General features: G+C 64.5%; 17 protein-coding genes. 14 read left to right on the forward strand and 3 right to left on the reverse strand.

Annotation, left to right across the window (positions count from 1 at the left end; genetic code table 11):
- Window positions 1–54: 54 nt before the first annotated feature.
- The 9 genes from Q0894_RS07775 (at window position 55) to Q0894_RS07815 (ending at window position 9,004) form a co-directional block, all read left to right on the forward strand.
- Entirely contained in the window at window positions 55–1,176 is a 1,122-nt protein-coding gene (locus Q0894_RS07775; RefSeq protein ID WP_299233321.1) for a muconate/chloromuconate family cycloisomerase, read from the forward strand.
- Window positions 1,177–1,236: 60 nt separating this feature from the next.
- Entirely contained in the window at window positions 1,237–1,527 is a 291-nt protein-coding gene (catC, locus tag Q0894_RS07780; RefSeq protein ID WP_023007444.1) for a muconolactone Delta-isomerase, read from the forward strand.
- 68 nt (window positions 1,528–1,595) lie between these two features.
- Window positions 1,596–2,570 carry a catechol 1,2-dioxygenase gene (catA, locus tag Q0894_RS07785; protein ID WP_299233325.1) on the forward strand — a complete coding sequence of 325 codons (975 nt, stop codon included), beginning with the start codon at window positions 1,596–1,598 and terminating at the stop codon, window positions 2,568–2,570.
- Between the two features lie 81 nt (window positions 2,571–2,651).
- A complete protein-coding gene (locus Q0894_RS07790; RefSeq protein WP_299233327.1) occupies window positions 2,652–4,019 on the forward strand; it encodes a Rieske 2Fe-2S domain-containing protein in 1,368 nt (455 codons plus the stop codon).
- Between the two features lie 13 nt (window positions 4,020–4,032).
- Complete coding sequence (gene benB / locus Q0894_RS07795) at window positions 4,033–4,521, forward strand: benzoate 1,2-dioxygenase small subunit (protein WP_299233329.1); 489 nt, start codon at window positions 4,033–4,035, stop codon at window positions 4,519–4,521.
- A 24-nt stretch (window positions 4,522–4,545) separates the two neighbouring features.
- Window positions 4,546–5,571 carry a benzoate 1,2-dioxygenase electron transfer component BenC gene (benC, locus tag Q0894_RS07800; protein WP_299233331.1) on the forward strand — a complete coding sequence of 342 codons (1,026 nt, stop codon included), beginning with the start codon at window positions 4,546–4,548 and terminating at the stop codon, window positions 5,569–5,571.
- Entirely contained in the window at window positions 5,568–6,362 is a 795-nt protein-coding gene (gene benD, locus Q0894_RS07805) for a benzoate diol dehydrogenase BenD (protein WP_282038895.1), read from the forward strand. Before benC ends, benD begins: the two co-directional genes overlap by 4 nt.
- A gap of 99 nt (window positions 6,363–6,461) precedes the next feature.
- Window positions 6,462–7,712: a benzoate/H(+) symporter BenE family transporter gene (locus Q0894_RS07810; protein ID WP_232912463.1), complete on the forward strand. Its 1,251-nt coding sequence runs from the start codon at window positions 6,462–6,464 to the stop codon at window positions 7,710–7,712.
- Between the two features lie 92 nt (window positions 7,713–7,804).
- Window positions 7,805–9,004, forward strand: a complete 1,200-nt coding sequence (locus tag Q0894_RS07815; protein ID WP_299233347.1) for a benzoate/H(+) symporter BenE family transporter — start codon at window positions 7,805–7,807, stop codon at window positions 9,002–9,004.
- 3 nt (window positions 9,005–9,007) lie between these two features.
- Here the strand turns inward: Q0894_RS07815 and Q0894_RS07820 are convergent, their stop codons facing one another.
- Together Q0894_RS07820 and Q0894_RS07825 are read right to left on the reverse strand one after the other, a co-directional pair.
- On the reverse strand, window positions 9,008–9,412 hold the full coding sequence (locus Q0894_RS07820) for a hypothetical protein (RefSeq protein ID WP_299233350.1): 405 nt from the start codon (window positions 9,410–9,412) through the stop codon (window positions 9,008–9,010).
- 84 nt (window positions 9,413–9,496) lie between these two features.
- Window positions 9,497–10,492, reverse strand: coding sequence for an LLM class flavin-dependent oxidoreductase (locus Q0894_RS07825; protein WP_299233353.1), 996 nt, complete (start codon window positions 10,490–10,492; stop codon window positions 9,497–9,499).
- Window positions 10,493–10,735: 243 nt separating this feature from the next.
- On the opposite strand from Q0894_RS07825, the gene Q0894_RS07830 reads away from it, so the two are divergent.
- Together Q0894_RS07830 and Q0894_RS07835 are read left to right on the forward strand one after the other, a co-directional pair.
- On the forward strand, window positions 10,736–10,909 hold the full coding sequence (locus Q0894_RS07830) for a hypothetical protein (protein ID WP_299233356.1): 174 nt from the start codon (window positions 10,736–10,738) through the stop codon (window positions 10,907–10,909).
- A gap of 78 nt (window positions 10,910–10,987) precedes the next feature.
- Window positions 10,988–12,343, forward strand: a complete 1,356-nt coding sequence (locus tag Q0894_RS07835; protein WP_299233359.1) for an MFS transporter — start codon at window positions 10,988–10,990, stop codon at window positions 12,341–12,343.
- Window positions 12,344–12,384: 41 nt separating this feature from the next.
- Here Q0894_RS07835 and Q0894_RS07840 read toward each other — a convergent pair whose 3' ends face one another.
- Window positions 12,385–13,602 carry a homoserine O-acetyltransferase gene (locus Q0894_RS07840; protein ID WP_299233362.1) on the reverse strand — a complete coding sequence of 406 codons (1,218 nt, stop codon included), beginning with the start codon at window positions 13,600–13,602 and terminating at the stop codon, window positions 12,385–12,387.
- A gap of 115 nt (window positions 13,603–13,717) precedes the next feature.
- Between Q0894_RS07840 and Q0894_RS07845 the strand changes: the two genes are divergently transcribed.
- From Q0894_RS07845 to Q0894_RS07855, 3 genes are all read left to right on the forward strand, one after another.
- Window positions 13,718–14,239, forward strand: coding sequence for a TIGR02281 family clan AA aspartic protease (locus tag Q0894_RS07845; protein WP_299233365.1), 522 nt, complete (start codon window positions 13,718–13,720; stop codon window positions 14,237–14,239).
- A 119-nt stretch (window positions 14,240–14,358) separates the two neighbouring features.
- The gene (locus tag Q0894_RS07850; protein ID WP_299233367.1) at window positions 14,359–15,423 is read left to right on the forward strand and encodes a nitronate monooxygenase; all 1,065 of its coding nucleotides are present in this window, start codon (window positions 14,359–14,361) and stop codon (window positions 15,421–15,423) included.
- Between the two features lie 78 nt (window positions 15,424–15,501).
- The gene (locus tag Q0894_RS07855; protein ID WP_299233370.1) at window positions 15,502–16,512 is read left to right on the forward strand and encodes a YihY/virulence factor BrkB family protein; all 1,011 of its coding nucleotides are present in this window, start codon (window positions 15,502–15,504) and stop codon (window positions 16,510–16,512) included.
- Window positions 16,513–16,613: the final 101 nt, after the last annotated feature.

Raw genomic sequence — 16,613 nt, forward strand, 5'->3', positions numbered from 1 at the left:
ACCTGCAATCAAACTGCCACGCAATCACCAGATCCCCTGACTTCGGAGCCTCCCATGTCATCCGTGATCGAAAGCATCGAGACGCTGCTGGTCGACCTGCCGACCATTCGTCCCCACAAGCTCTCCATGACCACCATGGCCTGCCAGACCATGGTCATCGTGCGCATGCGTCACAGCGATGGTATCGAGGGCCTCGGCGAGGGCACTACCATCGGCGGCCTCGCCTATGGCCCGGAGAGCCCCGAGAGCATCAAGTGCAATATCGATACCTACCTGGCGCCGCTGCTGATCGGCCGGGCCTCCGGTAACGTCAACGCCCTGCGCGCCCTGCTCAATCGTCATGCCCGCGGCAACATGATCGCCAAGTCGGCACTCGAGACCGCGCTGCTCGACGCCCAGGGCAAGCGCCTGGGCCTCAGCGTGGCCGAGCTGCTGGGCGGCGCCCGCCAGACACACCTTCCGGTGCTCTGGACCCTGGCCAGCGGCGATACCGCCAAGGATATCGAGGAGGCACAGCTGCGCCTCGAGCAGCGTCGCCACTGCGACTTCAAGCTGAAGATCGGTGCCAACCCGGTGGACCAGGATGTGCGCCACGTGGCCGCCATCAAGGAAGCCCTGGGTGATCGCGCCAGCGTGCGCGTCGACGTCAACCAGGCCTGGGACGAGTCCACCGCCGTCTACGGCATCCAGGCCCTGCAGGATGCCGGCATCGAGCTGATCGAGCAGGCCATCCCGGCCCGCGAGCATGCCGGCCTGATCCGCCTGGCCGATCGCTTCAACGTACCGATGCTGGCCGACGAGGCGGTGCAGGATGCCCGCGATGGCCTCGACCTGGTCCGCGGCGGCTTCAGTGGTGCCTTCGCCCTCAAGATCGCCAAGTCAGGTGGCCTGCAGGGCGTGCTGGAGCTGGCCCACGTGGCCCAGGCCGCGGGCATCGGCCTCTATGGCGGCACCCTGCTCGAGGGCACCATCGGCACCGCCGCCTCCCTGCATGCCTGGGCCACGCTGCCGGAGATGGCCTGGGGCACCGAGATGTTCGGCCCGCTGCTGCTCAAGGATGACATCGTCGTCGAGCCGCTGACCTATCGCGAGTTCGGCGTCGAGCTGCCAAAGGGGCCGGGGCTGGGCATCACCCTGGACGAAGACCAGCTGGCCCACTATTCCCGCAAGGGCTGAGTCCCCGACAACCGAGTCCCGCAAGTACTCCGGTGTGCTTGCGCTGAAGAGGAGAACGTCATGCTGTTTCAGGTGGAAATGACCGTCAAGCTGCCGCCGTCCATGCCGGCTGAGCAGGCCGCCGAGATCAAGGCGACCGAGAAGGCCTACTCACAGGAGCTGCAGCGCTCCGGCAAGTGGCGTCACCTGTGGCGCGTGGCCGGCAGCTACTCGAATGTCAGCATCTTCGACGTCGAGGACAACGCCGAGCTTCAGGAGCTGGTCAGCAATCTGCCGCTCTTTCCCTACATGGAGATCAGCGTCAAGCCGCTGTGTCGTCACCCGTCCTCCGTGCGCGAGGACGACTCCTGAGTCACGGATGAAGCCAGTCAGTTCCGTCGAGCGGAACACAACCATATAACGAACGAGGATAACCGACCATGACCGTGAAGATTTTCGATACCCCCGAAGTTCAGGACTTCCTGAAGACCATCGCCGGCTTCGACCAGGAGGGCGGCAACGAGCGCGCCAAACAGATCGTCCATCGCCTGATCTCCGACCTGTTCAAGCTGATCGACGATTTCGACGTCAGCGAGGAGGAGTACTGGTCCGCCGTCAATCTGCTCAACGCCCTGGGCAGCCAGACCCAGTTCGGCCTGCTCTCTCCGGGCCTGGGCTTCGACCACTTCCTCGACATGCGTCAGGACGCCATCGACGCCGAGGCCCAGCGTACCGGCGGCACCCCGCGCACCATCGAAGGCCCGCTCTACGTGGCCGGCGCCCCGGAAGCCGAGGGCTTCGCGCGCATGGACGACGGCCAGGACCAGGACGGCGAGGCCATGTGGCTGACCGGCCAGGTGCGTGATGTCGACGGCACCCCGATCGCTGGCGCCAAGGTCGAGATCTGGCATGCCAACTCCAAGGGCGGCTACTCCTTCTTCGACCAGACCCAGAGCGAGTACAACCTGCGCCGTACTATCTATACCGACAGCGAAGGCCGCTACACCGCGCGCAGCATCATCCCGTCCGGCTACGGCGTGCCGGAAGGCGCCCCCACCGATGTGGTGCTCAAGTCCCTGGGCCGCCACGGCGAGCGTCCGGCGCACATCCACTACTTCGTCTCCGCGCCGGGTCACCAGCACCTGACTACCCAGATCAACCTGGCCGGCGACCCCTACACCTACGACGACTTCGCCTTTGCGACCCGCGAGGAGCTGGTGGTGCCGGCCAACCGCATCGAGGAGCAGGACGAGATCGCCAAGCGCGAGATGGACGGTCCCTTCTCCGAGGTGGTGTTCGACGTCGAGCTCTCCAGGACCGACAAGGCCGAGCTGCAGACTCGCCATGCCCGTCCGCGCGCCAAGGAAGACGAGCAGGACCAGGCCAGCCAGCTGGCGGGTACCGCCAAGGTCTGATCGACAGGCCATCCCTTGATGACGGCGGGCCACCCCCTGGGTCCGCCGGACCAATACGACAAGATACCGAGGATATGGATCATGACCAGCAAGCTTGATCAACTCGAGGAGCGCGTCCGCGGCGCCGTCCAGGACGACGCCGAGAAGGGCGTCTTCCGCTGCCATCGCAGCATGTTCACCGACCCGGCCTTCTTCGAACTGGAGATGAAGCACGTCTTCGAAGGCAACTGGCTGTTCCTGGCCCACGAGAGCCAGATCGCCGAGCCGGGCGACTTCATGACCGTGACCATGGGCCGCCAGCCGGTGGTCATCACCCGCGACAAGCAGGGTGAGCTGCACGGCCTGATCAACGCCTGTGCCCACCGTGGCGCCACCCTGTGCCGCAAGAAGCGTGGCAACAAGGGCACCTTCACCTGCCCCTTCCATGGCTGGACCTTCAAGAACGACGGCAAGCTGCTCAAGGCCAAGAACGAGAAGGCTGGTGCCTACCCGGATGGCTTCAAGAAGGACGGCTCCCATGACCTCAAGCGCCTGCCGCGCTTCGAGAACTACAAGGGCTTCCTGTTCGGCAGTCTGAGCGATGACGTCAAGCCGCTCGAGGAGTATCTGGGTGAGACCACCAAGATCATCGACAACATCGTCGATCAGGCCCCGGAAGGCCTGGAGGTCCTGCGTGGCACCTCGTCCTACACCTTCAACGGCAACTGGAAGCTGGGGGCCGAGAACGGCGCCGACGGCTACCACGTCAGCTCCGTGCACTGGAACTATGCCTCCACCATGGATCGCCGCAACTACGACGCCGGCGGCACCAAGGCGGTGGACGCCGATGGTTGGTCCAAGAGCCAGGGTGGCTTCTACTCCTACGAGAACGGCCACATGCTGCTGTGGACCCGGCTGCTCAACCCCGAGGTGCGCCCGGTCTACCAGCAGAAGGAGTGGATCGAGAAGGAGTTCGGCGAGGCGCGTGCCGATTCCATCGTCAACCAGACCCGCAACCTCTGCCTCTACCCCAACGTCTATCTGATGGACCAGTTCTCCACGCAGATTCGTGTGATTCGACCGATTTCCGTGGATAAGAGCGAAGTCACCATCTATTGCTTCGCGCCCAAGGGCGAGTCGGCCGAGAACCGCCGCTTGCGTATCCGTCAGTACGAAGACTTCTTCAACGTCTCGGGCATGGGCACGCCGGATGACCTGGAGGAGTTTCGCAGTTGCCAGGAAGGCTACAACGGGTCGCTGGCCGAGTGGAACGACCTCTCTCGCGGCGCCAAGCAGTGGATCGAGGGCGCCGATGAGAACGCCCAGGCGATCGGCATGAAGCCGCTGCTCAGCGGTGCCTCACCCGAGGACGAGGGCCTCTACGTGCTGCACCACAAGCACTGGGTCGAGGAGATGCTGCGCGCCATCGAGAAAGAGCGCAGCCAGTTTATCGCCACCGCGTCCGCCTAAGGGGAGCATCGCCATGAGCATCAGTTATCAGGATATCCAGGCCTTTCTGTACCGCGAGGCACGCCTGCTCGACGAACGCCAGTGGGACGAATGGCTGGAGTGCTACCACAAGGACGTCGAGTTCTGGATGCCGTCCTGGGACGACAGCGACCGGCTGACCGAGGACCCGCAGTCCGAGATCTCGCTGATCTACTACCCCAACCGCGAGGGTCTCGAGGACCGGGTCTACCGGATCAAGACCGAGCGCAGCAGCGCCACCCTCCCGGAGCCACGCACCACGCACCAGGTCAGCAACCTCGAGGTACTCAAGGAAGAGGGCGACACGCTGGAGCTGCGCTTCAACTGGCACACGCTGGGCCACGTCTACAAGACGAACTTCAGCTACTTCGGGACTGCCTTCTATACGTTGGACGTGTCGGGAGAGCAGCCGCTGATCACGCGCAAGGTGGTGCAACTCAATAACGACTATATCCATCAGGTCATCGATATCTATCACATCTGACCCGGTGCGGGAGGAGATTCGACCATGAGCTATACCATTGCCCTCAACTTCGAGGACGGCGTCACCCGATTCATCGGCTGCAAGGAAGGTGAAACGGTCCTCGATGCGGCCTACCGGCAGAAGGTCAACCTGCCCATGGACTGCTCCGACGGTGTCTGTGGCACCTGCAAGGGGCACTGCGAGCAGGGTGAATTCGACATGGGCGACGAGTACATCGAGGAGGCGCTCTCCGACGAGGAGGCTGCCGAGGGTCAGGTCCTGACCTGCCAGATGGTGCCTTCCTCGGACTGTGTCATCCAGGTACCCGTCGCCTCGACCGTGTGCAAGACGGCGGTAGGCAAGGTTGATGGCACGGTAGCCGCGGTCGAGCAACTCTCCGAGGACAGCATCGAGCTGGTGGTGGACCTGGACGATGGCGCCGAGCTCAGCTTCCTGCCCGGCCAGTACGTGCATATCGACGTGCCGGGCACCGAGGTGCATCGCTCCTACTCGTTCAGCTCCCTGCCGGGCGAGAAGCGCGCGACCTTCCTGATCCGCAATATCCCCAATGGCGTGATGAGCAGCTACCTCGGCGAGCGTGCCGCGGTGGGAGATCGCCTGGCACTGACTGGTCCCATGGGCAGCTTCTATATCCGTGATGTCACCCGTCCGGTGCTGATGCTGGCCGGTGGCACCGGCCTGGCTCCCTTCCTCTCCATGCTTGCCCAGCTGGTCGAGAAGGGCTGCGAGGCGCCGATTCACCTGATCTACGGTGTCAACAAGGATGACCATCTGGTCAAGGTGGATGCCCTGGAGGCCTTCGCCGGGAAGCTTCCCAACTTCACCTACTCCACTGTGGTGGTGGACGAGGCCAGCGAGCATCCGCGCAAGGGCTATGTGACCCATCATATGGATGCCGAGGTGATGCACGATGGCGACGTCGACGTCTACCTGTGCGGTCCGCCTCCCATGGTCGATGCGGTGCTCAAGCACTTCGACGCCCAGGGCATCGTGCCGCAGAGCTTCCACTACGAGAAGTTCACGCCCAACGAGGCGGGGAGCAAGGCATGAGCCGCCTCACCGACGGTCGTTTCAACGGCAAGGTCATGGTGATCACCGGTGCCGCCCAGGGGATCGGGCGGCGGGTCGCCGAGCGAGCCGCCGCCGAGGGCGCACGCCTGGCGCTGGTGGATCGCGCCGATCTCGTTCAGGAGGTGGTGGCCGGCCTGGTGGAGCAGGGCGTTGACGCCATTGCGCTGCAGGCCGACCTGGAGACCTGGGAGGGTGCCGCCGAGGTGATGGCGAAGAGCGTCGAGCACTTCGGGCGCATCGATATCCTGATCAACAACGTGGGCGGGGCGATCAACTTCAAGCCGTTCACCGAGTTCAGCGCTACCGAGATCTCGGCCGAGATCACCCGCTCGTTGATGCCGACCCTGTGGTGCTGCCGTGCGGTGCTGCCGACCATGGTGGAGCAGGGTGGTGGTGTCATCGTCAACGTGTCGTCTGCCGCGACGCGCGGGATCCATCGTATCCCCTATTCGGCGGCCAAGGGCGGCGTCAACGCCATGACCGCCTCGCTGGCCTTCGAGTATGCCGAGCATGGCATTCGCGTGGTGGCCACCGCTCCCGGCGGCACCGAGGCGCCGCCCCGGAAGATTTCCCGGGGCACGCCGGAGCCGCGCAACGAGACTGAGCAGGCGTGGTTCCAGGCACATATCGACCAGACCAGGCAGAGCTGCCTGTTCGGCCGCTACGGCACCCTGGACGAGATGGCCGCACCGATCCTGTTCATGGCCTCCGACGATGCCAGCTACATCACCGGCAGCGTGCTGCCGGTGGCCGGTGGCGACCAGGGCTGATACGGAAAAGAAGGGCGGCCCGATGGGCCGCCCTTTCATGTCGGCCATGAACGCCCCGTGCCTTTCCAAGAGCAACGATAATAATCCCCTGGAGCACACATGAAACACATCGAGAAGGGCGTCGGCCTCGCATCGGCGCCGCGCGACTTCCTGCGAGACTTGAACGCGGATAACCTCAGTGCAGGGCTGGTGGCCGGTATCTTCGGCCTCAGCGCCGGTATCATCCATATCAGTGCCGGCACCGCCGCAGGTCTCCCCCAGGAGTTCACCCTGCTGTGGGTGATCAGCTACCTGTTCATCAACGGGCTGTTCGGTCTCTTCCTGCCGGCCTACTACCGGCTGCCGCTGCCCATGGCCAACTCCATTCCCGGCGCGCTGCTGTTTGCCGCCATCATTCCCATCGTGGGCCTCAATGAAGCCCTGGGGGCCACGCTGATGGCGGGTGCCATCGCGCTTGTCGTCGGCCTGGCGGGCTGGATGCGAATCGTCATGTGGTTGATCCCGATGCCCATCGTCATGGGCATGGTGGCGGGCGTGCTGCTCAAGTTCGGGACCAACATGGTGATGCCGCTGCAGAATGCCATGCTGCCGGCTGCCGTCATGATCCTCTCGTTCTTCTTTTCCGCCCGCTACCTGCGCCGGGTACCGCCGCTGGTAGTGACGCTGGTGGTGGGGGTGGCCTACATGGCCCTCTCGGGTGCGGATTTCTCCAGCGTGGAGTTCTCCTTCAGGCTGCCCGAGTTCATCATGCCCGCCTTCACCCTCGAGGCCTTCCTGGCCTATGGGCTGCCGCTGGCGCTGATCCTGGTCGGCATGGAGACCCCAGCCGGCGTGGGGCTGGTCAAGGGCATGGGCTACAAGGAGGCGCCGGCCAATGGCATCACCGCGCTGGGAGGCTTCGGCACCATGGTCTCGGCCTTCTTCAACCTGCACAGCACCTGCATCGCCGCGCCCATGACCGGGATCTGTTCCGGCCCCGAGGCCGGGACCCATGACAAGCGTTGGGTGGCCGCGGTGATCGTCGGCATCATCTTCGTGGTGGCGGCGCCCTTCTACGGCTTCGTGTTCAGCCTGATCGAGGCGATGCCCAGCTACTTCATCGCCATCATCGCGGGGCTCGCGCTGCTCCGTGTGATCAGCTCCGCCATGCATATCACTTTCTCCGGCAAGCATGAGGTGGGGGCGATGTTCGCCTTCCTGATTGCCGTCTCCGGAGTCCAGATCTTCGGTGTCGGTGCCTCCTTCTGGGCGCTGGTGCTGGGGGCCGGGATCTCGATGCTGGTGGAATTCCGGGATTTCGAGTTCTCCCGCGAGAGCAAGGCGGCAAGGGCAGCCGGCGAAGCCGCCTGAGCCCGCCTTAGGCAACGTTTATCCTCCTTGGCCTGAATCTGCTTCGGTAGTTCAGGCCTTTTTTCGACAGACAAGCTTCAGGGCTATTCACCATGTCGCTATTCAAGGACGCTTCGATACCCGCGGTCACCGCCGGTTTCGTGGCGGTGCTGGTCTCCTACTCGGGGCCGCTGGCGATCTTCTTCCAGGCGGCGCAGAGCGCCGAGATCTCCACGGCCATGATGACCTCCTGGGTGTGGGCGATCTCGCTGGGTGCCGCCGTGTCGGGCATCGTGCTCAGCCTGTGGCTGAAGGTGCCGGTGGTGACCGCCTGGTCGGCCCCGGGCACGGCACTGCTGGTCACGCTGTTCCCCGGCCTGTCTCTGGCCGAGGCGGTGGGTGCCTATCTCACCGCGGCGGCGGTGATCTTCGTTATCGGTATCACCGGCTCCTTCGATCGCATCATCCGCATGATCCCGCCAGGCATCGCCAGTGCGATGATGGCCGGCATCCTCTTTCAGTTCGGGGTCGGGGTCTTCGAGTCGTTCGCATCGGTGCCGGCGCTGGCGGCGGGGATGCTGCTCGCCTACCTGTTCTTCAAGCGCGTGACGCCACGCTACAGCCTGGTGCTGTTGCTGGTGGTGGGGGTGGTGCTGGCCGTCGTGCTCGAGGGTGCTAGCCTGGAAGGGGTGTCGCTCACACTGGCCCAGCCCCAGTTCATTCGCCCCGAATGGAGCTGGAATGCCACCCTGAGCCTGGCCATTCCGCTGGTACTGGTCAGCCTGACCGGCCAGTTCCTGCCGGGCATGGCGATCATGCGTAGCTCTGGCTACAACACGCCGGCCAGGCCGATCGTCACCGTGACCAGCCTGACCTCCTTCGTCACTGCCTTCTTCGGCGGCATCACCACGGTGATCGCGGCGATCACGGCGGCGATCTGCACCAGCAAGGAGGCCCACGAGGATCCCGACAAGCGCTACGTGGCCGGGGTCGCCAACGGGGTCTTCTACCTGATCGGCGGCACCTTCGCCGGCACCATCGTGCTGCTGTTCACCTCGCTGCCCGGCGAGTTCGTGGCGGTGCTGGCGGGCCTGGCGCTGATCGGCGCCATCACCAGCAACGTCAGCGCCTTCGCCGCCCACAAGGACCACCTGGAGGCCTCGGTGATCACCTTTATCGCTACGGCCTCGGGCATGAGCTTCCTGGGGCTCGGATCGGCCTTCTGGGGAGTGGTGGCAGGGGCGCTGGCCTACCAGCTGTTACATCACCCGTGGCGCCAGGCCAGTCGGGAGGCTCGGCGAGAGGCCGCCTGACACTCAGCGCTTGTCCTTCTCGTCAGGTTTTACCTCGTAATCCCCCTCCAGCACCTGCTGCTCGCGATGGCTACCGCTGGAGGTGTGCGTCTCCCGATAACGGGTTTCCTGATAGTGGAAGCTGGTGCCGTCCACGTCCTCGGCCTGTTCGGCGCGCATCTGTTCCATACGCTTCTTCAGCCGGTGGCGCAGCAGCGGCATCAGTGCCCAGCCCACCAGCAGGAAGATCAGGCCGAGCACCATGGCCACGATCATCAGGGTGCCGAACAGCAGCCAGGCGAGCAGCATCTTGAGGCTGTCGAGCAGGCCGCCACCCCGACTCTGGCGGGCGCGCTGCTGCCATGTCTGGGCGGCGCGCCAGGCGGGATTCTGGCGGGGGTCGCGGTGGGGACCTTGGGTATCGGGCATCTGACTCTCCTGAGGGGCGGCGTCGGTGCGCCGCGAAATGTGCTGCCCCTTGGAAGGCCAGAAGGCAGGTTCGTTCCTTTCAGGCTAGCCCTTCCACACCTCGGCCACGATCTCGTAGCTTCTCAGCCGGTCCTCCAGGGCATAGACGTCGGTGTTGAGCATCAGCTCATCGGCGCCGGTCTGTTCGAGGAAGGCCTCCAGCCCCTGGTGCACGGTCTCGGGGCCGCCGACGATGGCGGCGCCCAGGAACTGTTGCAGCTGAGCCTCCTCGATAGGCGACATCTCCAGGTGCTCCACCGGGGGCTTGGCGCTGGTGCGTCGACCACGAATCATGCCCAGGAACTTCTGGCGCATGGTGGAAGCCAGGTAGTCGGCGTGGGCATCGGTCTCGGCGGCGACCACCGGCAGCCCGACCATGGCGTGGGGGCGCTCGAGGACCGCAGAGGGCTGAAAGTTGTCGCGGTAGAGGCGCAGCGCCTCGAACAGATATCCCGGGGCGAATTGGGCGGCGAAGGCGAAGGGCAGGCCGAGGCGTGCGGCGAGCTGTGCGCTGTAGCCGCTTGAGCCCAGCAGCCAGAGGGGAACATGGGTGCCCTGGCCGGGAACCGCGAGCACCCGCTGGTCGGGTCGTGGGTCACCGAGAAAGCCCTGCAGCTCCTCCAGGCGTTGCGGGAAGTCGTCCACCCCGGCATAGGGATCACGGCGCAGCGCCGCCATGGTGGCACCGTCGGAGCCCGGTGCGCGGCCCAGCCCCAGGTCGATACGCCCGGGGTAGAGAGTTTCCAGGGTGCCGAACTGTTCGGCGATCACCAGGGGAGGGTGATTGGGCAGCATGATGCCGCCGCTGCCGACGCGGATACGCTGGGTGGCACCGGCCACATGGCCGATCAGCACCGCGGTGGCGGCGCTGGCGATGCCCTCGATGCCGTGATGTTCGGCGAGCCAGAAGCGGGTAAAGCCCAGGCGCTCGGTCAGCTGGGCCAGAGCCACACTTTCACGGTAGCTGTCGGCGGCGCTGCCACCCTCGCGGATGGGGGCAAGATCGAGAACGGACAAGGGAGTAGCGGCGAGGCGAGACATGACGGCTCCGATTTAGGGGGCGAAAAAAGTTAGCCTGCTGAGAGTATTGATGGGGGCGGAACATCTTCGATGCAATGCCGGTCTTTTCGAGGCCGATTCGCCGAGCGGAGAAAAGAAGCCTCGTCAGATCGGTCCCAGTGTGTTCAGTCAGCACATCCCTGACGGTGAGGTCATCTCGTCGCTGGCCTACCGCTGGCCCAGGCCGTAAGCTTTGGGTATCTATGGTGAAATCGGACTTCCGCCATGCCTCCCATCACTGTTACGGATGAGCGTCGCCGTCGGGGAGCGACTCGAAGGCGACACTCCGCCGCCCGGTATACCCGCTTCGACCGTTGGCTCGATCGCGTGGTCGATATCGCCGTCATCATCGCCTTGCTGGTGGGGGGCGTCGCTCTGTTGCTCTCCTTGCTGCGCTAGGGCGGCTGGCCTTCGCCATCTCGTGCGGTGGATAAGGGGCTGCTATGGTGGGGACCCTTCATCCACAGGGACGCTGCGATGAGCACGACCGACAGCACGCCGCTACCAAGAGTCCGCGCCTCTCGCCGCGAAATCTTCGGCTGGGCGATGTTCGACTTCGCCAACCAGGCCTACACTCTGCTGATCATCACCGTGGTCTTCGGTGAACTGTTCACCACGGTGATCGTCGGTGAGCGCGGGGGTGACTACCGGCTGGCCAACTTCCTGTGGAGCCTGGCACTGGCCATCAGTTACCTGCTGGTGGTGGTCACCGGGCCGCTATGCGGGGCGGTGATGGACTACCGTGCCGAGAAGAAGCGCTTCCTGTTTGCCAGCTACCTGGCCACGGTGGCCGCCACCGCCATGCTCTACTTTGTGGCGCCGGGTTACGTGCTGCTAGGCCTCATGTTGATCGTAGTCTCCAACTACGCCTACTCCATGGGCGAGTCATTTATCGCCGCCTTCCTGCCCGATCTCGGGCCGCCGGAGGATCTGGGCAAGATCTCCGGTTTCGGCTGGGCGCTGGGCTACGTCGGGGGGCTCTTCGCCGCCGGCTTCACCCTGGTGGCGCTGGGGGAGGCGACGGCGGAGAATTTCGAGCGTATTCGCTGGGTGGGGCCCTTCGCTGCCGGTTTCTTCCTGGTCACCGCCATTCCTACCTTCCTGTGGGTGAGGGAACGTGGCACGCCGCAGCCCGCCGGCAGGCCCTACCGGGATATCGCCCGGGAGCGTGTCTCGACGACCCTGCATGAGCTGCGGCGCTTTCGGGACCTGGCGACCTTCCTGGTTTCGCTGCTCTTCTCCATGGCCGGGGTCTACATCATCATCGCCTTCGCCTTTATCTATGGTGCCCAGGTGATCGGCTGGGACGAATCGATCCGCAATCTGATGTTCATCATCGTGCAGGTCACCGCGGCGGCCGGTGCCCTGGGCTTCGGCTTTATCCAGGATCGTTTCGGTACCAAGCTGACCTACCAGTTCACTCTGGTGCTGTGGGTGGCGGCGATACTTGCCATCTGGGCCACCCCCGAGGTCACGGCTCTGCTCAATGGGCGCTTCGGACTCGGCTGGGAGGCCCAGCACCTGTTTCTCTTCGTCGGCTGCCTGGCGGGGCTCTCGCTGGGCTCCAGTCAGTCCGCCAGCCGTGCCCTGGTGGGGCTCTTCTCGCCGACCCGCAAGGCCGCCGAGTTCTTCGGCTTCTGGGGGCTGGCCAACAAGCTGGCCGGTGTCTTCGGCATCATCGCCCTGGGGCTGCTGCAGTCGGTGGTGGGACTGCGGGCCTCGATACTGCTGTGTGCGGCGCTGTTTATCGTTGCCATCCTGATCTGCCTGTTCGTCGATCAGGCCCGAGGACAGCGCGTTGCTGAGGCCTGGGAGACACGCAATGGTCGTTGAAGGGGGGGGCCGGTCCGTTCCGGCCCCCAGGGCAGTAAAGATCAGCGGGCCAGGAAATCGCTTAGCTCGTTCCCGGCCTGATCGATAGCGAGCACGCCGTCGAGGTGACCACGGGTTCCCTCAAGCGGGATTAGCTTCACCGGCGTGCCGTCAGCCGCTATTAGCTCGGCGGTGCGCTTGACGCTTTGAGGGGCGAAGACCAGGTCATCTTCGCTGTAGAGCATCAGCGTTGGTGCCTCGATGGCCGCCAGTCCAGCCTCCAGGCTCTCCCCATGGCCTGCCATGAACGTCTGATTGGCTCTGACCAGATAGAGCAGATGATTGGCATCGGCCACTTGCGCGCGAGCGGTTGCGATATCATCCAGTGTTTGTTCGATAGCGTAACGAGCCTCCAGACTACGGGAAGGGTCGGCGTTCTCCTCGGCCCAGCTGCGGTCGAAGGTCTCGTTGGCCCACTGCCAATGGTTGGCATTTAGGGTAACCAGCTTGAGCGATTCACGAAGGCCATCCAGCGGCGGTGTATCCGAATAGTAAGCCCCGTCATTCCAGTTGGCATCTAGACGGATAGGAGCCGCCCAAGCACTGAGTGTGGCGAGTAGCCAGGGGTCGGTCATTCCGGAGCCAATCACCGGAATCAGTCGCTCTACCTGCTCCGGGTAGCGGCTCGCCCACTCATAGGCTTGCAGCGCCCCCATGGAGGCGCCCATCACGGCATGCAGCCGCTCGATGCCCTGACTCTCCAGTAGCGCCTTCTGAACGTCGACAAAATCACCAATGGTGACCACCGGGAAGTCGAGGCCCCATGGCTCTCCGGTTTCGGGACGAATGGATGCCGGGCCTGTCGTCGTTACGTTGGGGGCATGAGCATTGAGATTGACCAGGGTATCGGAAGCGATGATGTAATATTTATCCGTATCCAGTGGCTTGCCGGGACCGATGATACTGTCCCAATACCCCCTGGCGCCGTCCTCGTCATAACGACCGGCTGCCTGGCTGGTGCCCGAGAAGAAGTGGGTGATCAAGATAGCGTTGTCCTTCTCCTCGTTAAGGGTGCCATAGGCTTCCCAGCCCACCCTGACCGGAGCGATGGTGTCACCTCCACGGGTGGTGTACTCCTCCATCAAGAATTCCTGCTTCTCTACCAGGCCGTCCCAGGCCTGAGCGCTAAGCGTCAGCAACAGGGCGGTGACAGTGCACAGGCCGGTGGCGAAGGGGCGGTACGAACGTATAGGGCGCGAGAGACGGCGACTGTCCTGCATGGCGCGTTATCCTTGTGATTATCTTGTTGTCGAGATGAAGCTCAACCATTGGAGCCGCCGGCGTTCAGAGTGTCAATGTAACCACAATTTTCACCATCGTTTCCGGAGGCCGGGCATGACTAACGACAAGCAGTCTGTACGCCGTACCGGGCTTGGCATGATGCTGCTGTTCTGGGTGCTGTTCATCGCAACCGGTACCTGGTGGTTCCAGGGCCTTGTGGAGCGCCAGCGCAACCCCAACAGCCATCTGGTCAGCGCCGTGGAGGAGGGGGTGCCGGTGGTGCTCGAGCGCAATCGCGGTGGCCACTTCGTGGCCACCGGGCGAGTCAACGGCGAACCGGTGGAGTTCCTGGTGGATACCGGTGCCACCTACGTGGCACTGCCGCGGCAGATGGCCGAGCGGCTGGGGCTCGAGGCGACCGGTAGCGCCTGGTTCAATACCGCCAACGGCCGGGTACGCGGTGACCTCACCCTCCTCGATGAGGTCAGCCTGGGCGGCTACGTGGCCCGTGATGTGCGTGGCTCCGTCAGCCTGGGGCTGGAGGGCGATACCGCCCTGCTGGGCATGAGCTTCCTCGACCATTTCGACATCCGCATCCGGGGTGCCCAGATGGTGCTGGAACCAGCCGCAGACTGAGGCGTTGACCATCTCGCAACAGCCACCGCGCCGACCTTTGCTGAAGAGGCTGCGCTGTGCCCAATGTCGTCTTGCCGCGAACAAGAGGGGGCACGCAGACTGTAGCGACACTCATCCCCGTGACGGAGCCTGACATGACCCTGTCGCCATCTCTGCATCAGCGTCTCGGCATCGAGCTGCCTATCCTCCAGGCACCCATGGCCGGTGCCCAGGACAGCGCCCTGGCCATCGCCGTGGCGCGAGCCGGAGGGCTGGGGGCGCTGCCCTGTGCCATGCTCTCGCCCGAGGCCATGGGCGAGGAGCTCGCGGCGTTCCGCGCCGCCACCTCGACGCCACTCAATGTCAACTTCTTCTGCCATGCCCCACCCGTGCCGGACCCCGTGGCTCAAGCGCGCTGGCACAAGGCGCTCGCGCCCTTCTTCGCCGAGTTCGGCCTGGATATCGATGCCGTGACCCAGGGGCCAGGGCGTCGCCCCTTCGACCATCAAGCCTGTGATGTCCTTGAACCCTTTCGGCCCGAGGCAGTGAGCTTTCACTTCGGTCTGCCCGACGCCGCCCTGCTAGAGCGGATCAAGGGTTGGGGCGCCACGGTGCTCTCCACGGCCACCACGGTGGAGGAGGCTCGCTGGCTCGACGCTCAGGGTGCCGATGCGTTGATCGTTCAGGGGCTGGAGGCTGGAGGGCATCGCGGCATGTTCCTGAGCGGTGAGATCACGACCCAGATGGGTACCCTTGCCCTGTTGCCCCAGGTGCGTGATGCCGTCGACCTGCCCCTGATCGCCGCCGGGGGGATCGCCGATGCCAGCGGGGTGGCGGCGGCCCGGGCGTTGGGTGCCGATGCCGTGCAGGTAGGCACCGCCCTGCTGTGCTGTCCCGAGACCACGATCTCGGCGATCCACCGTCACGCGCTTCAATCGGAGGCGGCGCGTCATACGGCGCTGACCAACCTTTATAGCGGTCGTCCGGCCCGAGGCATCGTCACCCGGCTGATGCGAGAGCTGGGACCCATGGCCGAGGTGGCCCCGGCCTTTCCCCTGGCCACCTCGGCAATCGCGCCGCTCCGCGCTGCCGCCGAGGCCAAGGGCAGCGGCGACTTCTCGCCACTCTGGGCCGGGCAGAACGCCAGTCGCTGTCGTGCCATCCCCGCCGCCGACGTCATCGTCGAGCTTGCCGCCGGGGTGTGAATCTTCCGATAGCAACTGGCAACATCGATAAATGAGCAAGGAGAGCGCTATAGCTTCCCCACAGCAACGGAGGTGCCTATGGCGAAGCAGACACATGGGCGTTGCGCCAGCAAGCCCGGTCAGATCCCCGCGGGTGGCTGGCTGGATATCCTGTGGCGCGTCAAGCAGGAGGTCGCCCAGGATCTTGTCGCCATGATGGCCGCCGGTATTGCCTTCAATGCCATGCTGGCGCTCTTCCCGATGATCGCGGCCATCATCTCGATCTGGGCACTGGTGATGGATCCTCAGGACCTGGCGGGTCAGATCATTCAGCTGAGCCGTTACCTGCCGCCCGAGGCCTCCAGCCTGATCAACGATCAGGCACGTAAGATCGGCGAGAGCACCAGTACCGGCCTCAGTCTCACGGCACTGGGCAGCGTGCTGGTGGCGATGTTTATCGGCTCCAAGGGCGTGCTGTGGATGGTGATGGGGCTAAATGTTGTATATGGAGAAGACGACAGACGCGGAGCGCTGCACCGCGGCTTGATCGTCGCGGGCCTGACGCTGGGGCTGATCCTCATGCTGCTGGTCACCGTTGCCTTTGTCGCCTTCTTCCCGCTGGCTATCGGCATGCTGGGGCTGGATACCCTGCTGGTAAGGGCTGTCGCCTGGCTGCGCTGGCCAGCACTCCTGGTGGTGATGATGCTGGTGATCGCCGTTTTCTACCGCTTCGGGCCTTATAGGCGGTCGCCACGCTGGAGGTGGCTCAGCGTCGGCTCTGTCGTCGCCACCTTGATGTGGCTGGCCGGCTCCATTGGGCTGTCGCTCTACTTCGGTCGCGTGGTCAGCGTAAGCGAAATCTATGGGTCACTGGGCGCGGTGGTGATGCTGATGCTGTGGTTCTGGCTCTCGGCCTTCGTGGTGCTGCTCGGGGCAGAGTTCAACGCGGAAATGGAGCGCCAGACCTATCGTGATACGACCGTCGGTGAGCCTCGTCCCCTCGGAGAACGCGACGCCTATGCTGCCGACACCGTGGGCCATGGGGGTCCATGGCGTGGGGTCAGTCCTGGGGAGTGCAAGAAGGCCTCCGACCCGGATGATTCCTTGTGACGCTGCCCCGCCACCGATATTGCTGCCTTGGGCTGTCGCAGGTGACAGTAGCGCTCAAGACTTTTCCGGCGACTGGCCGTCGTTGGAGGGGTGAGTCTGCC

This window comes from uncultured Halomonas sp., assembly GCF_947501415.1.
Taxonomy (GTDB): domain Bacteria; phylum Pseudomonadota; class Gammaproteobacteria; order Pseudomonadales; family Halomonadaceae; genus Halomonas.